The organism is Chitinophaga sp. Hz27 (genome assembly GCF_042263525.1).
Taxonomy (GTDB): domain Bacteria; phylum Bacteroidota; class Bacteroidia; order Chitinophagales; family Chitinophagaceae; genus Chitinophaga.
The window spans coordinates 261,628-283,408 of sequence record NZ_JBHKFJ010000007.1; the positions used below are offsets into that span (position 1 = coordinate 261,628).

Here is a 21,781-nt window from a genome sequence, read left to right on the forward strand (position 1 = left end):
TGTTTTCATACAACGTGGAGTTCATTTAATAATTAATGAATGCAAGAGGTTGCATACTACTGCGACACTATAGCATTTCAAACAAAATCTTACCCAAATTGGGTAACACCTCCCTCATTCTTTCATGTTGGCATGGAAATAAATTACACTAACGTGAAAGGACATATCAAACGCGCAATCTCTATATCTGAAAGCATTTGCGGGGATATCTCTTTTAAGAAAAATTCTGGATGGTATGTAAATTGTCTATGAATACCCAATAATATACTGTAACCAAAACCATCTTTATGATATCTATATTGAAAAACTGCTGTGCTGTATTATTGACGGCATTTGTAATGACTTCCTGTAGTAAGAATACAGATCCTGCGGATGTAGATATTTTTGCTGGAACATTTAGAGGGAGTATAGCCTACACCGATAGTGGCACCAATATTCAGGAGAACAATGGCAGTGTGTTCGTAACAAAGATTGGAACACAATATAATTTCAAATTTTCTGATAACATCCCTGCTTTAACTGGGATTGAATTTGAAAGGAAAGATGATAATACGATGGTAAATATCGGATCATCTGGAACTGGGCTAATTACTATCAACAAAGACAAGCTGGTAATAGGTTTCGCCAGAGATGGGAAAACCTGGACAGCCAATTGCAACAGGTAATTTTAAAGGCCTATATCACGAAAATTTTCAGGGTATAGGTCTTTATAAACTCAAATCTACATCAATTTCATGCTGTCAACTATTGTACTATTTTTCATTACTATTTTTCTGTGCGACTAGCTTCCCCTTGCTATTGTATACATTTTACAATATGTTTTTGAGAGATCGATTATTCCCACCAATTCCAACAAATCACCGGGACATTTGACAGAATGGCTCATCTATGTGACATTTATCCTATATTCGTTAAATGACAACCAAACAGCCTATATGTGTGTAAATGGTTGTTACGTTAAAAGAAGATTTATCTGTCGTCCATAGAAGGATGGCAGTAAAAAGCGGTAAACCCCGCGTGTTGTAGCTGGCTGGGCATTCTATCCGCAGCGATATAGGGATCAAGTAGATTTAGCATTAATTAGTTACTCATCATATGATTCACTCATTTTTAATGATTGGCCAATCTAATATGGCGGGTCGTGGTTTTGCAAAAGAGGTGCCTGTCATCCTGGACGAAGGCATCAAAATGCTGCGTAATGGGCGCTGGCAAACCATGACAGAACCTGTAAACTACGACCGGCCTGTTGCCGGGGTTAGTTTAGCGGTGTCTTTTGCAGCGGCGATAAGGCATGATGACCCATCAAGCGTGGTTGGACTGGTCCCTTGTGCTGATGGCGGCTCCAGTATCGACGAATGGGCGGTAGACGGCCCATTGTTTGAGAATGCAGTAACGCAGGCAAGACTGGCACAACGCAGCAGTACCCTGGCTGGTATACTCTGGCACCAGGGAGAAAGCGATAGTTTACCAGGTGCTGCGGAGCGATATAAAGATAAATTAGCTGTCGTGATAGCTGCTTTAAGGCAAGCATTGAATGTCCCTGAAATCCCGCTAATACTTGGAGGCTTAGGCGATTACCTTGTTACTGGCATGTATAGCAAAGCTTTTTCGGCTTATAATGTCATCAACGATCAGTTATGGAAATATGCGCTTTCACAGCCTAACTGCTACTTTGCAACGGCTGCGGAACTCAGCTCCAATGCAGACAAAATCCATTTTGATGCGGCTTCTCTCCGTCGGTTCGGCATCCGATATTTTGAAGCCTTCAGCAAAAAACAACATATTATTTCAGCACTGCCACATGAAAAGGCAATGTTGGAGGCCATCTACAACCGTGTACCCACCGTGGCAGAAAACACATATGCGTTACAGTTACAATTCGCAAATGGACATATCTCTGCAACAGAATTCCAGCAACAACTACAGCAATTACACCCAGTAGAAGAAAATTAAAAAAGAATGGACCAAAGGATCATCTAAATTAGCATGATGATGATCCTTTGGTCCATTCTTTTATGAAGAAAGCTTTGGCTCTTATTTTTTGTCGCTGATCAGTTTGAGCACATATTCCATCTGCGTGTCTTTCTTGTTCATATAGTCGTCGAATGTCTGCCATACCTCATGGTCAGGCATTGTTCCCCTTCCTTCGGCCTGATCTGGCTTTATTGGTGCATCCTGTACCACATATACAAAAGAAAACTGTGTTTTAATCCCGGAATTCGGCAACTGGTATACCAGTGGAGAGTGGCCGTTATGGCCATAATATCCACCTACTGTTTCCACTCCTACGATGGTAACGTTTCTTGCATAAGCTTTTACCAATGAGGCCAGGTGTGAGGCTGCAGACGCAGTATATTCATCTATCAGCAGGTACAGATGACCTTTATAGGCTGGCTGCTTAGCGTTATAAACCGGGTTCATTACCTGGTTCTGGAAGCTTTTTCCTTCTTTGGTATTATAGGGCAGATAATTTTCGTTGAGGAACTGGTGACCATTGGCCAAATCCGTGGAATCCATTCTTTTACTGGTGCTGACGCCCCAGAAGTGATCCATATAAGGAATAGAGTCGCGGTTGAAGATGATATACGCCAGTGAATTTTCCTTGAACGGATGATCTGTAAGGTACATCATCGGCTCTTCAAAGGTAGGGTCGCTGCCACCTGGATTGCTTCTGATATCGATGATCAGATTGGGTACGGCGTTTTTGTCCAGCTGCTGGAAAACGCTGTCCACAAATTTTGAATACACAGCAAACCTTGGATCTTGCGCGTCATCAGCCATGGTGAAAATGCGGAAATTGAGCAGGCCAGTGGAAGGATCTTTCATCTGGAAGCTGTATTTCGGCTGCACGTTATAATCAATAAGACTATCTACCGCAGCGCTGTAGCGGCTTACGAGGTTCTTTTTGCGCTCACTCAGTGTTACCGAAGCCAGTGTCGCCGTTTTGATTTCATTGGAATAAGGCGGCGTAAAAGCTACCTTAAAACTATCTTGTATGCCATATTCCAGGAGATAACGGACACCATAAGCTCGATTGACGCTACCGGAAAGCTTTTCCGTTATCGTATAGCCGTCGGCGGTCATGTATTTATAGAAGGACTGCATCAGGGCGGTATCCGATACACCATTGATACTCAGCACCCGCGATCCAGCCGGGATGGCCGCTGTTTGCTGGTTGAAGATCATTTTCCCCTGGATGTATTTCAGATCATAGGGGAAATAACCTTTCTGACGGTTCAGGAAGGCGTATAATTCAGTGCCTGGCTCTGTGTGATTATGACAACTACCTTCTATGTCGGTCAGTTGCAAGATAATTTTGAAGAATTCGATAGTCCGTATAGGCTTTCTTGTGACTGTCATCGCCCAATTATAGATACTGTCGATCTGTTTTTTGGTTTTGTAGCGATACAGTCCGGAATTTGCTTTTTCCCTGATTGCACGGAAGACCCTTATGTCTGCCTGCATCTGGTTGGGAGTAAGTATTTTGTTGAAGATCTTCAGGCTGTCTGCCGCAGGCAAAGGTTTAGTTTGGGCTGCCAAAAAATATGCAGGTAACTGGGCCAGCAAAGTTAAGATAAGTAACCGTTTCATATGTTCCGCTCGTGGGTTCTATTTTGATTGAATACACAAGCTACGAAAACTAATGCATGAAGCACTAATCATGATGAAATGCGCTCAAAAAATGCGATACTTGCCTAAAAATGGCGAAATAATCGTTGCAACATCTTATATTTGACCCATATGCGAATATATCCCGGAGATGAAATACTTGTTCCGAAGGCTATAATTTAAATCAATGCACGACACCCAAAAGGGGCGCCCATAAACTACGTCTATACAAACATGAATCAACATTGCGAATACAAATACCTATTCATCATCTCCCAGGAAGTGCTAACGATGAAACGCGGGTAAAATGCCAGCAAAAGTCTTCCTGAAATTTATTACTGTTATTTTGCGTTAGCTGATTATATTTTTTTGTAATTTAATATTCACCTGTGCCTGTATTTACTTATAAAACAAGTTATTAAATAATATATCAGCCAGCCAAGAGGTAACAATAAGTTAAAATAAAAAGCGAACGAAGGATTTAAAATTTAATAATTTTCCCTTGATAATTTTAAGGTTATGCTGACAATTTCAGAAGTAGGCCTATACAACTACCTTACCTGGAAACAAACTCCAGGCCTCAGGGAGAACGTTAAACTTATGACTGTAAAAAGAGGTAAGCAACTTTATGATACCTCACATAAGTATACTGATATCTATGAGATTATCAGCGGTGCTGTGAAACTGGGTGGTGTATCCGGGAAAGGCCGCGAATACATTTATGAACTGGTAACTCCCGGCGAATTTTTTGGTAACCTCGCTATGCTGGATGGCGACACCTTTCGTGAATTCGGAAAGGCCATCGCCGCTACGCAGCTGAGAATATACAAACCCGCTTTTTTTAAACACCTGATGACACATGATCCTGAAGTAGCCGCATGGTGTTTCGAAAAAATTGTATACCGATGGAACAAAACTGAATCCATGCTGGCCAACATCAGGTCCTACGAACCTCGTGAACGTATTCAACTTTTGTACGAAGAATTACAAAAGAAAGCCATCATGGTAGGCAACCGTGAAATAATTCTGAACAGGTTACTCACCCTGCAGGATATCGCTGACCTTACTGGCACTACCCGACAACTGGCCGCAGACACCCTAAACGCCGTTTAACTCTTTAACCCAATTCCTAATAATACAGCCACTCCGTTATTTCTACCATTCCTTTTTCTACGTAAGATTCTGACACGTTTAATATTTAAGTAACTATTTGGTGATCTTCTGTTTACACCATTTAAATTGCTATGCACTTACTTTGCACCTTCCTTAAGGATAAGGGTGATTCAATAAAATGAACCAGCCGCATCAAAACTTATGAGGAGTAATAAATTGTCGTGTGTACGTCTCAGTTAGCAATACTGTTAAATGGTCTATTGTTGCACCGTCGTGTAACGATCGCGGTAAACATCAACAACTACAGGCCATGCAGCTGAATGATACGACTCAACGGCAACACTGATCCATTAACTTATAAAGTTCCTAACTATCTATCGCTATACCTAAAACTTAAGCAAATGCTAAACTTATTATTCTATTACATCCTCCATAATAGTACCACTATCCGATGAAATGAGCTTTTCTGTTTTTGAGAATAGAATGGTATTTGCTGTCTGACGGACAATTGTATTCTTACAATTGTCCCTTTTTATTTTTGAATAACTGATCAATAAAAAAGAGCTGCAAAACATTGTATGTTTTACAGCTCCTATCAGTAATATTATTTTTAATTTTTAGTAAGGATAATTTTTCCTGTCAGACTCGTTCCATTTCTATGGACTACCTGTATGAAATATATTCCTGATAACAGATCAGGATTTAATTTGAACCTGTTTTGTCGTAATATCTCCCGTTGAACTTCTCTTCCGTTAAAATCCCGAACTATCAGCAATTGTCCTTCCATGGAATATTTCCCAGCAAATCTGACCTCGCCGCTTGTTGGATTGGGGGCTATTTCCAGTAAATGGTCAGATGAGGTAGGCTTTAGCCCTGCGCATTGATTGACGGTAACGTTCACGGCTATCCTGTCATTATTTCGACATGTACCTCTACTACCGGCATAATAAACGGTAGACGCAGGTGGAGAGGTGATGAAAGTATTGCCTGTGAATATTGGATTTCCGTCTGTTGAGGTAGTAAACCACTCCACCTGTAGTAAGCTGCTGCCAGGAACTGTACCATTGAACACCACAGTATCTCCCGCACAGATGCTGGCAACATTTGGTGTTATCACTGGTGGTCCAGGTACTCCCCCCACTGTAAATGACTGGCTGATACTATCGGACCGGCAACCACTAATTGTATCGATTGCCTGCACAAATACCTGGGCATTTCCACCTGTTATGGTACTGAATGACGCAACTGGTATCGTATCCTGATGATAGACTGTATAGCTGGTATCTTTCAACAGCGTAGAAAAAATGGTATAAATAATTCGTACACGATAGTTATACCCTGGATGATAATTGCTTACGGGCAGCTTAGAAGCGCCACAAACGAATCCTTGCGGCACTGTATATTGTGGGTCTGGCAGTTTAACAACTGTTACTTTTACAGGCCTGCGTTCCTTATGTTCGCAGTCAAGCGAAGAGGTCACCCAATAGGTTGTAGTAATGGCTGGAGCTACGGTAAAATATCTTCCTACATATAGCAAATTACCGCCTGTAGCGTCGCTATACCACTTGATAGTAGGTATAGTAGAACTCGGTGTATAGGCATATAACGTTGTACTATCGCCCTTACAAATGGTAACACTGTCTGCACCCACTGTAGGTATTTCAGCGTAACCTCCCTGAATGAAAGCCTGACGCGTTGTATCAGAATGACATCCTGTAAATGGATTTATTGCTTGCACTGCAATATTTGCCTGGAGGAAGATATAGGTTTGTGGGTCTGGCGTTACAATTGTATCATTATTAATGATATTGAAGGCAGTGTCAATTGGCTGAGGCAGGGTAAAGCTAGTATAATGCATATTGACGCGGTAATTGTTGCCAGCAATATGGTTTGTAATGATCAGTTTTTGAGGACCACATACCACCCCTTGTGGCACTTTAAACTGAGGAGCAGGAGGAATACCAGGATTAACATAGGCAAAATAGAGCCGCAAGCCAGTAAGCAAGCCTAATAATGAGCTGTTCAGCGTAACTTTCACCCTATCGAATGGCTGACCGGGTTTTAAAAGGATTTCAGCTAATGTATTAGATTGCAGTAATCTCACCATGCTGCTATCTACAATGCGGGCATCGTTATTAGCAGTGCTGCCGTTAAAAGTTTGGACAGTAATACCACCAAAAAGGTTGGCAGACAAACTATTATTTGTAGCACCAATGCGGACAACAAGTGAGTCGCAGCCTGATGTCCTTACAGCTGGGAAGATGAGCGTCTGGGAAACACTAACACCCAGAAGACCAGCTGTGATATTGAATTGGGAGTAGTCGCTCAGATCAGCATTCACCGGGTTATTTGGATTAGACACTCCACAAAGGAGACACAAACCAGCAACGCTATTCGTTTGTGCATTGGCGTAGGTGGGGGTTTGGCCAAAAGCATTTACCTGTAAAATTATATTACAGGCTAGCAATAGCAGGAAACTACGCAACATTAAGGAAATTGAGTAAAATCGGGCCATAGTACAAAATTTGATGAGGGATATTCAAAAGAAAATATTTACACCAAAGTATGTCCCTTTACTGCACCAAAATTACACAATTGAAAAAGATGCGTTCAACTAGTTCTAATAATAAGTTGAACGCATCTTTGCGCGATGCTAGATATTCACCGAAGGCCTGCCGGAGCCAATTACATAAGCCTCCTTCATTACTTCAGCATAGGTAGGATGCGGATAAAATGCTTTGCTCATTTCATCAGCTGTGATTTCAAATGTTTTGCCGGCAATTGCCTGTGCGATGAGATCTGCTGCACGGGCGCCAATAACATGTGCGCCGAGGATTTCACCATATTTTGTATCTATCAGTACTTTCACAAATCCATCAGTGTCCATGCCCGCTCTGGCCCTGGCATTGGCAGAAAACGGAAACTTACCTACACGGTAAGGAATACCATCATGCCTTAGTTCTTCTTCTGTGGCGCCAACGGAGGCAACTTCCGGCCACGTATATACGACACCAGGAATGCAATCATATTTTATCTGATGTGCATGCCCATGCATTTTTTCTACCACATACATTGCTTCTTCTTCCGCTTTATGTGCCAGCATAGCGCCGCCGATAACATCGCCGATCGCAAAGATGCCAGGAACGGCTGTTTCCAGGTCTTTATTTGTAAGGATAGTACCGGCAGGACTCAATTTCACGCCGGTATTTTCCAGTCCGAGGCCTTGTACATAAGGCTTTCTACCCACTGCTACCAGCACATAATCTGCGCTAACTTCCTGTTCTTCGCCTGCTTTATTTTTATACCAGACTTTTGCGGATTCGCCCAGATTTTCCGCTTTATACACTGCCTGTTGCAGGTGGATATTCACCCCTTCTTTTTCCAGAATTTTTTTCAGGGTGCTGCCTAACTCACGGTCCATGGTAGGAATGATCTGGTCAGCATATTCCAGGATGGTAACTGTCGTGCCTATACGACTGAATACTGCCGCCATTTCTACGCCTATCACTCCTCCCCCGATGATTACCAGGGTTTTGGGTTGTGCCGGCAACGACAATGCTTCTGTGGAGGTGATGATGCGTTTTTTATCTATCGTGACACCCGGAATAGTAGCCGGTTTGGAACCCGTGGCGATGATATATTTCGTTGCTTTTAAAGTAGTAATCGTTCCATCATTTCCTGTTACCTGCAAGGTGGCATTATCTTTAAACGAGCCAGTACCTTGTATCCGGGTGATTTTATTTTTTTTGATGAGATAGTCCAGGCCTTGTGTATTTTTCAGTACCACCTCATTTTTTCGTTTATTCAGCTGCGTGAAGTTCAGGTGTACCGGCCCGGTTTCGATACCATGGGTACTAAATTTATGCAGGGCATCATGATAGTGATGGGTGCTGTCCAGCAAGGCTTTGGTAGGTATGCATCCTACATTGGTGCAGGTGCCGCCGAGCGTTGCATATTTTTCTATCAGTGCGGTTTTATAGCCTAACTGTGCCGCACGTATCGCAGCTACGTAGCCACCAGGCCCGGAGCCTATTACCGCCAGATCATATTGTTCCATTATTTCTCTTTTTATCTTAATAAAATATTCATTTTTAAAATATACCAATCGGTATATTAAATATCAAAAAAATCAGGCTACTATTTCTTCTTCAATAATTTTATCGATTCTATTGAGCGCTATTTGCAGGTGTGTGGCTTGCCCCAGGGTTTTTGATAATAAGATGCCGCCTTCTATCAGCATAATAAAGAGCCGGGCATATTCTTTTGAGGAGATATGTGGTTGAAACTCCTGCTTTTTTTTACCACCATCGATAATGCGGGCTATTTCTTTTGTCCAGGTTTCGAAAGCCTTTACGGTACTTTCTTTCAGCGCAGGGAAAGTATCATCAGCATCAATGGCGGCGTTGATCAGTGGGCAGCCACCTTTCTTACAGAGCGTAAGCCAATGGTCTCTGTATAGGTCAGTAAGGCCATGCAGCCTGTCTTTCCAGCTGCGGTAGCTTTTGTTGAAATACTGCAACAGCAGCTGATGCAGAAAGTAGGCATTATATTCAAATACGGCCACTGCCACTTCTTCTTTATCAGCAAAATTACCATAGATACTACCTTTGGTAAGTCCGGTGGCAGTGGTAATATCCGATAAGGAAGTGCCAGCATATCCTTTTTTATTGAAGATATCTGCCGTTTGCCCGACAATATAATTTCTTGTCTGTTCAGATTTTTTCATGCGACAGCAGACACATTTTTCTGGCCTGCTGCACAAAGTTACAATATTTATACCGATTGGTATATTTTTTATTCCACCTAATTTTCTAACCATATTAGGATCAGGCTTGACGAGCTACCAATTGCGTTGCCAGCGAGCGTAAAATGTTCCTTCCTTCTTCTGGCATACTGAGTTCATCAATCTTCTGAAAGGCATAATCGGTATATATTCCAACTTCTTCTTTCGCCCATAGATCTACGCCACAGTCTTTAAAAATTGTCAGCACAGCCGGCACTTTATCAGGGCTTTGCATTGCCATTGCATCCAGCAACAGCTGTCGCTGTTGTGGATTACAGCGCTCCAAGGCTTTTATCAACAGGGCAGTATTTTTGTTTTCAATGATATCACCGCCTTGTTGCTTACCGGTTTTTGCCGGGTCGCCAAAAGCATCTATTAGATCATCTTGCAGCTGAAAAGCGATACCAAGATTTTTACCATAACTATATAATAGTTCCTGCTGATAGGAGGATACTTGTGCGGCCATTGCGCCCAGGGTTATGCTGGCCGCCAATAGCACGGCGGTTTTCCGGGTAATCATATGCAGGTAATCTTCATAAGTAACATTGCCAATACCCGCTGCTTCCTGATCCAGGTCCATCTGCTGGCCTTCACAGACCTCCCTGGCTGTTTTCAGGAATAGGCCAATGATCTTATTTCTGTTAGGTACAGCAATCCGGTTGATTTCTTCGACAGACCTGATCAGCAGCGTATCCCCTACCACTATGGCTGTAGGCTTGCCGTACCTGACATGTACCGTATCCATACCTCTTCTTGTTGGCGAATTATCCATAATATCGTCATGTACAAGCGAGTAATTATGAAAGAGTTCTATTGCCGTTGCAATATGCATGACATCCGTACCAGGGCCGTTATACAGCTCATTGCCGAGTAAACATAAGAGCGGGCGTATTCGCTTGCCGCCATTGGCAAGGAAATACCTGATAGCGCCATAAAGATTTGCAGGCTGGGGAGGAAAAGGCAGATCATGTAACCATTCTTCAAACAGATTCCTGAGCTGTTCCGGCGATTTCATGTTCATTGTATTTAGCGGTAAATAGATAACGATAATGACCTAAGGAAATATTCAACAAAACAAATCCCAAATGCCACTATGCTGCAGCAAAAGGAGGAATGCGTCTTATGGTCACCGGGAATTGGAAGCAATAAAGTCTTTACTGGTCAATATTGCATGACATATCAGTCTAATTAAACACCTACCTGTGTGACAGGGAACTAATCTCATACCCTCTTTCAGGAATGAGCGCTTACATGTGAGTATAGTATAACCATGAATTCCAATACCATTATTCTTTGAAAATCATGCTGAAATAAAATTAATGTGCCATGCTGAAATATTATTTCATTTTCGTGTATGCCATTGGTTAAGTAACGCGTTATGTAGATTTGATATTTATTATTTTTGGAGATAACGACCAGATAATCATCTGGCAAAACCATTGATTTAAAATCAATTAGAAAAACATACAAATAAATATTGTATCAATGTACTAACTTCATTTTGTAAAAGATAAAAAATTATGACCAGTGAAAAAGCCATTCTTGCCGGCGGTTGCTTCTGGGGTGTGGAAGAATTGATCAGGCAATTGCCAGGCGTAATTTCTACGGTAGTCGGTTATACCGGTGGCGATGTACCTAATGCTACCTACAGGAATCACGGCACGCATGCAGAAGGAATTGAGATTACCTTTGATCCGGGTATCTTACCTTACCGGAATTTATTAGAATTTTTCTTCCAGATACATGATCCTACCACCCGCAACAGGCAAGGAAATGATATCGGTACCAGCTATCGTTCTGCTATCTTCTACCTGAATGAAAAGCAGCATGAAACTGCTAACCAGGTTATTGCCGATTTAGAGACCTCCGGAAAATGGCCAGGCAAATTTGCCACAGAAGTAGTGCCAGCCGGCGATTTCTGGAATGCAGAAGAAGAACATCAGGATTATTTGCAAAAACATCCATTTGGATATACCTGCCATTTTATCCGTCCAGACTGGAAACTTTAAATACCAGCAAGTTATCATACCTACGCTGAGGCGTCTCCATAAAAAGAGACGCCTCATTTTTTATCCGTAATAATTCCGGAGTAATCTTCAAAATTGGCGCATTTTATCAATCCTTCTGCCCACCCCTATTATATCTTCGTACCACAAACATTAAAATTATGGTACAAGCAAAGAATAGCCAGGAAATAGCCACAGCATTGCTGAACGGCATGGGAAGCAGAAATATCAGTGATATCCTTTCTTTATTTGCAGACAATGTAGACTGGTACATCCCTGGAGATGAAACAAAAGTTCCCTGGCTGGGAAAGCGAAGCCACAAAAGTGAGCTGGCTGATTTCTACGCCTTACTTTGGGAGAATACGGTACCGATCCATGCTAATATTGCCGGGATTTTTGCTAGCGATAACCAGGCTGTTATTACCGGCGAATTCACCACCCTCATGACAAAAAAGAATGAAACGATCCAGTCTATGTTCTTTATCCATCTTATAATAGAAAACGGATTAATCACCAGATATAGGCTACTGGAAGATAGCTTTGCCGTATCCTGTGCCATGTAAAACCCGAGGCTGTGCAACGATCGTTTGCACAGCCACCTCATCATTCTTATTATCCCAAATCAAGTTTGCACTGCAAACAACCTGTACAAATACCGTCAAGCCCCGCCTATCAAGACAAGTTAGCTCCCGCTCCTGTAAAAATTAAGTCAGGTATTATTGGATTTTCAGTATATTAGATCAATTTTTGTACACTGTTTTAACGTATAGAATAAAAGTATTTACAACTGTTATCAGCAGCCCGTAGTCTGCTTATCCGAGACTATTGACATGTAATTAAGAGCTCCCTCAGAAACCCTGAACATAATGAAACTAATCGATGTAAACCTTACTAAACTCGTTACTGTAGGTATTAATAAAAATAATTCTATAGGGGAGAATGGCGCCATCAGAAATGTTAACCTGATAAGCCTGGTTACCATAATATGCACTTCTATCTTCTCTATTGTTCTTTATTTCCAAACTAAAGAACCGCTAATCTATGTTCCGGTAATTTTTGAAGGACTACTTTTTGGATCTCTTTTATGGTTCAATTATAAAGGCAAGTACCGCCTGACTGGTTATCTTGTCACCATCATCAACTGCTGTGCCATCACCTATTATAGTGCTGTGCTGGGCCGCATCATGGAAGTATACCTGCTTTTCATCTTTGTTCTGAGTGTATCCATCATTGTACACTTCGAGAAAAAGCAGCAGGTCATCTGTATGATCATTGCCATTATCGCACTTTGCGTTTGCACGGTTAACTATCATTTCCGCTTTGTTCATCCAATAGTAGATAAGCAGGGAACAGAAACGATCAACTGGGTAGTGCTGGCCCTCATACTCTTCCTCGATTGCGCCAGTATTATCGTCACGCATTCCTATATCCAGGACTTGTTCAAGTCTATACGTAAATCCAACCGCGACCTACGCATCGCCCACAATAAACTGAATAAAACCAACCAGCAACTTGCCGAAAACCTGGAAGTGGTAAATAAGCAAAGGAATGAACTGGAAATACTCAATAAATACAAGCAAGAATACCTGCAACTGAGCAATCATGAGCTGAGAGCGCCTTTGAATGCTATCACGCTAATCAGCCAGCTGCTCTACCATTCTTCTATTACAAAAAAAGAAAGTGCGCATCTTCGCTTCTATACACAGGCTCTCTACCAGGCGAGCATCTACGTAAAAGACCTGGTAAATCAAAACCTGTCTGTAGGCGCCATCGATTATGGCATCTTAAATAATATTAAAATCAGCTCTATCCATATCCGGTCTTTCATAGAAAACCTCATTGAAATCCACGCCTATGTGGGCATGGCAAAGAATGTGAAAATTGAAAGTCAGGTAAAAGATCTTCCTGAATGTATAGAAACAGATGAGAATATACTCCGTATTATCATCGCCAACCTCCTTTCCAATGCGGTGAAATATACGGCCAGCAATAGCACCATTACATTGCATGCCAGTGGCCAAGACGGCAAGCTGACCATCGCTGTGCTGGACCAGGGCCAGGGTATACCGGAAGATCAGCTGGACCTGATCTTTGAAAAGTATTTCAGCATGGAAACTAATCCTAATCAGATCATGACTTCCAGCGGCGTAGGACTCGCCTTTACGAAGAAGGCTGTAGAATTGCTGGGGGGCGAAATATTGGTATCCAACCGGCCGGAAGGCGGCGCCGTATTTGAGGTTTGTCTGCCTTTAGTACCTGGCGACCCTGCTGTGCCTCAGCGCAATATGAATGATATCGCCATCCTGAAGCTGAAATTCCCTCATTTGCGGGTGTTGCTGGTAGAAGATAATTATCTCTCACAAATCATGATGGAAAAGGCCATGCAAGAACTGGGCTGTCAGTTCAAGATTGCGGGCTCCGTAGAAGAAGGCATTGCTGCCGTGGCGCGTGAGGACTTTAACATTATCCTCTTGGATGCCATTCTGCCAGATGGGGATGCCGGGTCATTTCTTACCATCCTGAGAAAGACCATGCATAAGGAGATGCCGGTCATCGTTTGCAGTGGCAACCTCCTCGACGAAACCATACAAGGCTACCTGGATGCCGGCGCCAATGATTTTGTCAGAAAGCCTTATCATTTCTCCGAGATAGCGGGCATGATGCTGCTCTATGGCGCAAATGGCGCCACAGAAATTACCAAGGACCGATAAAGAAATAAGGCTGACTAAAAAGCCCCCGAACCAGCTTTTTAGTCAGCTAGCATACTATGAGTGAATAGGACGAACCCTGTAACGGATGGTATCCCTGCGGCTCCACTCAATATTACCGCACATCATCTGCTGCAATGCTTCCATATACCTGCGGAAGTTACTACGTTGCATCATGCGCGTTACCTTGTCAAACTCCACCGCATCCCTGTTGTGGATCTGGATCGCATATTTTACAGCATTATCAATAGAAAGATGGAAGTGCTTTTTAACGAGCATGACTATATTAAATTCGTCATTTTCCAGTAATTCTTTCTGATAAGAGAAAATATCATTGGCCAGGCAAATGGAGCGGGCACAGAAATCGCTCATTCTGCTGTACTCTTTGGAAGCATATTGCTCTGTGGTGAGCGAGTAGCCGGTCATCAGCTCCATCAGGAATACAAAAACGTTGGCGCCGCCGATGGCAGGGCGATGTTTCAGGTAATCGCCAATAGAGGTAACCTGGTTGTGGACATTCTGGATACGCCAGAAGTTAGCATCAAAGGCGATCTGCATGCTTTTAATAAATCTTGTTCTCCATTGCTGGTTACCGTGACTGATCATCCGCTCCCAGACGTCGGCAAAGGCGATAAGGATAGGATGATTTACCGCAATCCGGTTATGCTCCATTATCTGCATTAAACCGAATACGAATTTTTCATAGGCAGACTGTTCCTGCAATGCCGTTTTAGCACCAGAGTCCAGGAAATCATCCAAAACGAATAATAGGGAGTTGAAGTCTGATGCTACTTGTAATAATTCTTCCGTAGCATTCGGGAACATTCGGGCTACCATTTTGGGGAAGTCTGAGGCCATATGCAATTCTTCAGTGTCTGCGGTTAACAGCCCGTAACTGTAAAGCCAAATTTTAGTTTTCTCTCTTACGCATGACAGGTTTTTGTTGTAAATAGATGACGTGTTAGGGCAATAGAGGCCCTGAAATCTGTTGGACATACATTTTGATTTTAAGTGAGTAAATAGGGGATTGATTAATTATTTTGATTGGTTCGCACATGCTCATGACAGCAGCGAACATTAGTACTCATTTTAATGGCCAAGGATAATTCGCAATGATTTAAATTTATATAAATCATTATATGAATGAATTTGACGAATACGTTTCCTGGTTATTGCATTTTCTATTCTAAATGACGAGTTCCTGATAAAATTGAAAAATAATTCACAATCAGCGCAAAAAGTCGGGCCTTTTTTATGAACACCCGAAAAACCATGCGGTTTCCTGTAGGCATAAAAAAGCCAGGAAGCCCGCAAATATTGAATTTGCGCGCTCCCTGGTTTTTTTTAGTCATCTTGGCCCAATTTGGGAGAAAATAAAATTACTGTCGATAAACCACAGTAATCACCTCCTCTACCTCGATCATTATTTTTCTAAAATGAAACGTCATAAAATCCCCCTCGCCATCACCTGAAAAAAAAGCGTTTATACGCCGACGTTAATTTAATCAAATTCAATAGCTCACTCCTATCTCTGCAAAACCTGTCCTATCTCTACAAAACATTTACTGGCATTACATTCCAAGCAATTTACTTCAATTTATCATGTAAATAAATGTTGCGCTAAATTAAACTAAGATTATAGAGAAATTAAATCCTTCTAACCTGGTATTAGAATTCTTTAATGCTGTATTTCGGGGTATAGATAGGTACTATTTTTATGGGCACAATTAAGCTATGAATATCTTACTGATTGAAGACGAACCCAAGGTAGCAGCATTTATAAAAAAAGGGCTGGAAACATATCAGCATACTGTTACTGTAGCCTACGACGGCCAGGATGGCTATCATATTGCCATGCAACATGATTTTGACATCATATTATTAGACCGGCTCCTGCCTACCCTCTCTGGCATTGATGTTTGCCGCCGAATCAAACATTTGAAAAAGGGATTACCTGTACTCATGTTAACAGCATTAGGAACTGTTCAAGACATCGTGCAAGGCTTTGAAAACGGCGCTGATGACTATCTCACCAAGCCTTTTCATTTTGATGAACTGTTAGCCAGGATACAGGCCTTACACCGTAGAGGCATGACCGTTAGTCCTGCAGCCGTATACCAGGTGGCTGATCTGCAAATGGATTGCTACCATCATTCGGTAAAACGCGCTGATAAAGAAATAGCATTGACCGTTAAAGAATATGCCCTGCTGGAAGTTTTAATGACCAATAAGAACAAGGTACTGACAAGGACCTACCTCGCGGAAACGGTATGGGGCATTAGTTTCAGTCGCGGTACCAATCTCATAGATGTGTATGTGAATTATTTGCGCGGCAAGGTAGATAAAGGCTTCGATACGCCACTGATACATACTGTTGTGGGTGTAGGATATGTGATGCGAGAAAAATAATATATCTCACACAAGAGCTAACCGGCAGTAACATCAAATTCAGGCATCTGATATTTTTTTTGATGCTTGCATTAGAAATCTCTAATAACATTCTAACTGTATGCATCCACGCATTTAATGTCGCTCCAATAATGCAGTTCTAGTTTTGCTTTTGAAAGGAACAGTCATTCTGTACTCGCTTAACTAGCATTATTTTTATGAAGTTTTATTTTACCTCTTTGCTGGGCATGTTGCTATATACTGGTAGCGTATCTGCTCAGGACCGGCAGCTACACGGCGTTGTAGCCGATTCCACCAATGGCCAGCCGCTACCAGGCGTAACAGTAGCAGTTCCAGGTACAAGCACCGGCGTTATTACGGATGCACAAGGAAAATTTACTATCCAGCTTCCCTCAGGCGTGAAGAAGTTACGCTGTACGTTTATGGGTTACCGTGAGCAGGAAATCAATATAGGCGCTGCTAACCATACGCTGCAAATCTTTCTGGCAGGTTCCTCACAGGCTTTACAAGGTGTGGTTGTAACTGGTTATACCCAGCAAAGTAAATCGCGCACCACGGGCGCCATTACCAGTGTACCCGTTACCGTTACCACGCAAGCGCCTCTAGGTTCTTTTGATGTAATGCTGCAAGGCCGCGCGCCTGGCTTATATGTAGGTACGCCTACCGGCCAGCCTGGCGAACCTGGAAGAGTGTCTATACGTGGCCTCGGCTCTATCAACGGCGATGTAAATCCACTCTATGTCATCGATGGTGTACCTGTGTCTAACAATTCATTTTCGGCGCTCAACCCCGAAGATTTTGAAACCATCAGCGTACTGAAAGATGCGGCTGCAACAGCAGCCTATGGCTCTCGTGCCGCCAACGGTGTGATCATCATCACCACAAAAAAAGGAAAGGCCTGGGAAGATGGAAAAGCTCGTATCAACTACCGCAATCAGTTTGGGATTTCATCTGTCAATAGTTCCAAATGGGATATGATGAATACCAACGAGCGCCTACAATTCGAAGAGATACTAAAAGACCCTAGCCTTCCTGGCTGGGCCTATTCACCGAATAACCCGCAGAAAATAGTCAATGGCGTAGCTATGCCCAAATCATTGGAAGATTATACCTACGGCAATGCTATGCTCGATAGTTTACGACAGATAAATACAGACTGGCGCAAACATTTACTGCGACAAGGCCGCATGCAATCACATAGTCTGAATGTTTCCGGTGGAAGCGATAAAACGGTGTTTTATCTCTCTGGCTCCTATTTCAACCAGGAAGGAATTGCGTTGAATTCAGGATTAGAAAGATATAGTCTGCGTGCCAACATCCAGCATCGTAGCGGAAGATTCCGTACCACACTGAATATGGGCCTATCTGCGGCCACCGTAAAATATATTCAGGACGAAGGCGTAGCGGAAGAAGGTGGCGCGGCAGTTGGTGGTGGTGGCATCACAGAAAAAAATCCTATCGCGGCATTGTACTATGCGCTGCCATATGAATCACGCTATGGCAAACCCGGCGTAGGCAACTATGGCGCCAATGCACTGGATGCCTATGCCAACAGTCTAAAGAAAGATAATCAGTTGAAAGCTGTACTATCCCTGAACGAGGCGATTGATCTTACCAAAGACTTGCAGCTGACAGGTACCGTAGGCATGGATTTTCAGCAAAGCAATACCACCGAATACCTTAATCCTGACTCCTGGTATGGACAGCTCGTCAATAATGGTAACCAGGGTTATTATCAGCGCGGACTAACCAACAGACTGGGATTGGTGGGCACAGGAGGTTTCAGGTACAATAAGCATTGGAACAGCCATCATGAAATTGAAGCTAACCTTTTAGCAGAGATCAATAAGATTACGGGCAGCGGATTTGGATTCACCGGCTATGGCCTGGTATCAGAACTACATAACACACCGGTAGGCATCACTCCCGGTACAAGTGATAATAATTTTATTCCTGACATCAGCGGACAAACAACACCGAATCGAATGTTATTGTCGCAGATAGGACTGTTTCGCTACTCTTACGGTGACCGATATACGATTACCGCCAGTTTGCGCCGGGATGGCTCTTCTCAAGTACCGGCAGCTAATAGATATAAATTGTTTTATGCTATCGGCGGCAACTGGAATATCCTCGCGGAAAACTTCATGAAATCACAGACTGCTTTCAGCAACCTGCGTATGCGCGCCAGCTACGGCCTCACAGGCAATGCCGGCGGCTTTACCAGTGATTATGGTTACAAAACACTGTATGGCTCTGCTGATTATAATGGAAACAAGGCATTGATACCAATAACCCCAGGTAATCCAGCCTATAACTGGGAAATGAACAATATCGCTGACGTAGGATTAGAATTTGGCTTCTTTCATAACCGCCTCCGTGGAGAAGTAGATGTCTATAATCGTGTTACCAAAGGTTTGTTTGTAAATAGAAATCTTTCGTTGACTACAGGCTTTGCTACCATGGCTACCAATGCAGGAAAGGTGAGAAACCGCGGTGTGGAATTAATGCTGGAAGGTGATATCATCAAGCAAAAGGATTTCACCATGACGATGGGACTAAACTTGGCTTATAATAAAAATAGAATACTGAGTTTGGGTGAAGAAGAACAGATATTTTCAGATGAAGTGACTATGAATATGGTAGGAAAACCTTTAGGGAGCTTCTATGCGGTGAGGTGGAAGGGCGTGGACCCGCAGACAGGCGCTCCATTATATCTCGATAAAGAAGGCAAAGTCACCAGTATTTACAATCCTGATGATGCGGTACCTCTGAACGCCACCTATGATCCGCCGGTGATGGGAGGTGCTACGCTAAGCATACGCTGGAAGCGCCTGGAATTCAGTACCCTCATCAGCTTTATACATGGAATGTCGCGGCTCAACTATCCTGATATGTATGCGCATTCCGGTAGTGCAGCCTATCGCAGGTACAGCCAGTCCAGAGATATGTTGAGCATCTGGCAAAAACCTGGCGATATCAGCAAATATCCAGGGGCGCAATATGCCACATACGTTACCAGCAGAGATATTACCAGCGCAGATTATGTGAAGCTCAGAAACATCACCATTGGTTATAATATTCCTGTAACCGATGCCACCAAAGGTGCTATTAGAAACCTGAAAGTATTTGCTTCCGGCCAGAATCTTTTTTCTATCATGAAGTGGAGAGGTTTCGATCCTGAAGATGCCAATGACATTGCACAATATGAGTATCCAATGCCACGCATCATCACCGCTGGTATTCAGGTAGGCTTTTAAATAAAATTAATGTAAACACTATGATTTTCACTACTATAAAAAAATGGACATGGGTCGCTTGTCTGGCTACAAGTCCAATTCTATATACTTCCTGTAATAAGATGCTAGACATCAAACCTACCGACCAGGTAGATGAAGAAGATATCTTCCAGTCTGTTTCCACTGTAAACCGTGCTGTGCTAGGAGTATATGCTGGCTGGGCGCCAGAATACACATTGCGTATAGGTTCCGTGATGGCGGATGAATGTGTGATCGGCCCTAAAAACGCCGGTGTAAATGGCGACGCCCAGCTGCTGTACCGTTGGTCCTACACCGGCTTTGATCCTGCAATTGCCGCTCCCTGGACAAACGGCTATCAGGTTATCAACCGTGCAAACCGAATACTCGCCGGATTAAGTAAGGTGCCGGTGCAAAATGACGCGGATAACAGTGCGAAACAGCAACTGGAAGGCGAACTATTGGCGATACGCGCTTTTCAACATTTCGAACTGTATCGCATATACGCTAATTCCTATCTTCCGGAAGGATTAGCCGTTCCTTATATTACCATTACAGATAATAACAATAAGCCAGCACGCCCATCCACAGCTGAATTCATGGCAAAACTTCAGGAAGACCTGGACAAAGCAATGACTGAAATCAGTGAAGGAACTGACAATACAAGGATGAACAAACAAACTGTTTATGCCCTGAAAGCCAGGATAGCACTATATACTAGCCATTGGAGCGATGCGTTATTGTTTGCAGACAAAGCCATCGCCAATGCTACGCTGGCTACCAGAGCAGAGTTCCCGGCCATATGGACAGATAAAAGCAATGCAGAAGTAATCTTCAAACTGAAAAGAACGAACCAGAGCAGCATGAGGCCCGGAGATATCTGGAAGAATGCAGGTCTGGGTATTATTTACTTCGCACCTTCTCCGCAACTGCTACAGGCCTATGATACGCAGAATGACGTTCGTGCTGCTGCCTACTTCGACCATGACCCTACCCTGGAGGAGGAGGGGCAGTTAGCAGACATCATTACTAAATATAAAGGAGAAGACGGCGCCACAAACAGAAATGATGTGAAAGTCTTTCGGATTGCTGAAATGTATCTTATCCGTGCCGAAGCCTATGCTCAGCTGGGCAACCTGGCAGCTTCCATCGATCAGCTCAATACGCTTAGGGAAGCACGTATACAGGATTATAAGCGGATAACGTTTCCGGATATACGAACTATCAATGATGCGATTGCAACGGAGCGATGGAAAGAATTACCTTTTGAGGGACATCGATTTTTTGATCTTAAACGCCGGAGACAGCCGGTAGTAAGGGAAACGCAGGCAGGACAAGAGATACTTTCGCCGGAAGATATTTACTATAATATTCCAATACCACAATCAGAAATACTTAGCAATCCTAATATTAAACCCAATAATAGTGGTTGGTAACGATTTATATCATAGAGAAAGATAGGACAATTAAAAGATCAACGCAGTATCTACTGTCGGTTAGACAACAAAAGAGGCCTCTACTAAGCAGAGGCCTCTTTTCGCGATTAGAAACATAAGAATGTAGGGCAATTCTGAGAGCAGATAGTTGGGCAGATGTGGCCACAGCTGGAGTTGCTCTTCATAGCCTGAGCTTCTTGCAGATTTGCGCCGTTCATTGGGGCAATTTTAATTACACCCAGTTTAATTTTTTTTGGATTTACAGGTTTCATAACAAAAAAGTTTTTGTGTGAAAAAGAAATGTCCGAACTGAAATTACAGACAAACACTTACAATAGGAACTGCATCTCAATAAATCACGGAAAACCGTGATAAGTGAGCAAAACAGCAGATACTGCTACTAATTACTGACAATAAAAGCACTGTATATTTCAATAAAAATTAAACTGCGTACTGCATT

Annotated in this window: 15 protein-coding genes; 9 read left to right on the forward strand and 6 right to left on the reverse strand. The window is 42.8% G+C overall.

Annotation, left to right across the window (positions count from 1 at the left end; genetic code table 11):
* Positions 1-287 precede the first annotated feature (287 nt).
* Positions 288-665 (forward strand): hypothetical protein, encoded by a 378-nt coding sequence (locus ACE38W_RS18105; RefSeq protein WP_375832857.1) that lies wholly within the window; start codon positions 288-290, stop codon positions 663-665.
* A gap of 430 nt (positions 666-1,095) precedes the next feature.
* Positions 1,096-1,953 carry a sialate O-acetylesterase gene (locus tag ACE38W_RS18110; RefSeq protein WP_375832859.1) on the forward strand — a complete coding sequence of 286 codons (858 nt, stop codon included), beginning with the start codon at positions 1,096-1,098 and terminating at the stop codon, positions 1,951-1,953.
* A gap of 81 nt (positions 1,954-2,034) precedes the next feature.
* On the opposite strand, the gene ACE38W_RS18115 is transcribed toward ACE38W_RS18110, so the two are convergent.
* On the reverse strand, positions 2,035-3,591 hold the full coding sequence (locus ACE38W_RS18115) for a S41 family peptidase (RefSeq protein WP_375832861.1): 1,557 nt from the start codon (positions 3,589-3,591) through the stop codon (positions 2,035-2,037).
* 537 nt (positions 3,592-4,128) lie between these two features.
* On the opposite strand from ACE38W_RS18115, the gene ACE38W_RS18120 reads away from it, so the two are divergent.
* Complete coding sequence (locus ACE38W_RS18120; RefSeq protein WP_375832863.1) at positions 4,129-4,722, forward strand: Crp/Fnr family transcriptional regulator; 594 nt, start codon at positions 4,129-4,131, stop codon at positions 4,720-4,722.
* A 610-nt stretch (positions 4,723-5,332) separates the two neighbouring features.
* On the opposite strand, the gene ACE38W_RS18125 is transcribed toward ACE38W_RS18120, so the two are convergent.
* The 4 genes from ACE38W_RS18125 to ACE38W_RS18140 all read right to left on the reverse strand — a co-directional run bounded on the left by ACE38W_RS18125 (position 5,333) and on the right by ACE38W_RS18140 (position 10,520).
* Complete coding sequence (locus ACE38W_RS18125) at positions 5,333-7,237, reverse strand: T9SS type A sorting domain-containing protein (protein WP_375832865.1); 1,905 nt, start codon at positions 7,235-7,237, stop codon at positions 5,333-5,335.
* Positions 7,238-7,375: 138 nt separating this feature from the next.
* Positions 7,376-8,779 carry a dihydrolipoyl dehydrogenase gene (gene lpdA, locus ACE38W_RS18130; RefSeq protein ID WP_375832867.1) on the reverse strand — a complete coding sequence of 468 codons (1,404 nt, stop codon included), beginning with the start codon at positions 8,777-8,779 and terminating at the stop codon, positions 7,376-7,378.
* A 72-nt stretch (positions 8,780-8,851) separates the two neighbouring features.
* Positions 8,852-9,448 (reverse strand): TetR family transcriptional regulator C-terminal domain-containing protein, encoded by a 597-nt coding sequence (locus tag ACE38W_RS18135; protein ID WP_375832869.1) that lies wholly within the window; start codon positions 9,446-9,448, stop codon positions 8,852-8,854.
* 100 nt (positions 9,449-9,548) lie between these two features.
* Complete coding sequence (locus ACE38W_RS18140) at positions 9,549-10,520, reverse strand: polyprenyl synthetase family protein (RefSeq protein WP_375832871.1); 972 nt, start codon at positions 10,518-10,520, stop codon at positions 9,549-9,551.
* A 505-nt stretch (positions 10,521-11,025) separates the two neighbouring features.
* On the opposite strand from ACE38W_RS18140, the gene msrA reads away from it, so the two are divergent.
* The 3 genes from msrA to ACE38W_RS18155 all read left to right on the forward strand — a co-directional run bounded on the left by msrA (position 11,026) and on the right by ACE38W_RS18155 (position 14,222).
* Positions 11,026-11,514 (forward strand): peptide-methionine (S)-S-oxide reductase MsrA, encoded by a 489-nt coding sequence (gene msrA / locus ACE38W_RS18145; protein WP_375832873.1) that lies wholly within the window; start codon positions 11,026-11,028, stop codon positions 11,512-11,514.
* A gap of 158 nt (positions 11,515-11,672) precedes the next feature.
* Positions 11,673-12,074 (forward strand): nuclear transport factor 2 family protein, encoded by a 402-nt coding sequence (locus ACE38W_RS18150; protein WP_375832875.1) that lies wholly within the window; start codon positions 11,673-11,675, stop codon positions 12,072-12,074.
* 303 nt (positions 12,075-12,377) lie between these two features.
* Positions 12,378-14,222, forward strand: coding sequence for an ATP-binding protein (locus tag ACE38W_RS18155; protein WP_375832877.1), 1,845 nt, complete (start codon positions 12,378-12,380; stop codon positions 14,220-14,222).
* Between the two features lie 54 nt (positions 14,223-14,276).
* Here ACE38W_RS18155 and ACE38W_RS18160 read toward each other — a convergent pair whose 3' ends face one another.
* Complete coding sequence (locus ACE38W_RS18160; RefSeq protein ID WP_375832879.1) at positions 14,277-15,215, reverse strand: hypothetical protein; 939 nt, start codon at positions 15,213-15,215, stop codon at positions 14,277-14,279.
* Positions 15,216-15,953: 738 nt separating this feature from the next.
* Here ACE38W_RS18160 and ACE38W_RS18165 point away from each other — a divergent pair.
* From ACE38W_RS18165 to ACE38W_RS18175, 3 genes are all read left to right on the forward strand, one after another.
* Complete coding sequence (locus ACE38W_RS18165; protein ID WP_375832881.1) at positions 15,954-16,628, forward strand: response regulator transcription factor; 675 nt, start codon at positions 15,954-15,956, stop codon at positions 16,626-16,628.
* 197 nt (positions 16,629-16,825) lie between these two features.
* Positions 16,826-19,888, forward strand: a complete 3,063-nt coding sequence (locus tag ACE38W_RS18170; RefSeq protein WP_375832883.1) for a SusC/RagA family TonB-linked outer membrane protein — start codon at positions 16,826-16,828, stop codon at positions 19,886-19,888.
* A 20-nt stretch (positions 19,889-19,908) separates the two neighbouring features.
* Positions 19,909-21,321, forward strand: a complete 1,413-nt coding sequence (locus ACE38W_RS18175) for a RagB/SusD family nutrient uptake outer membrane protein (RefSeq protein ID WP_375832885.1) — start codon at positions 19,909-19,911, stop codon at positions 21,319-21,321.
* Positions 21,322-21,781 lie beyond the last annotated feature (460 nt).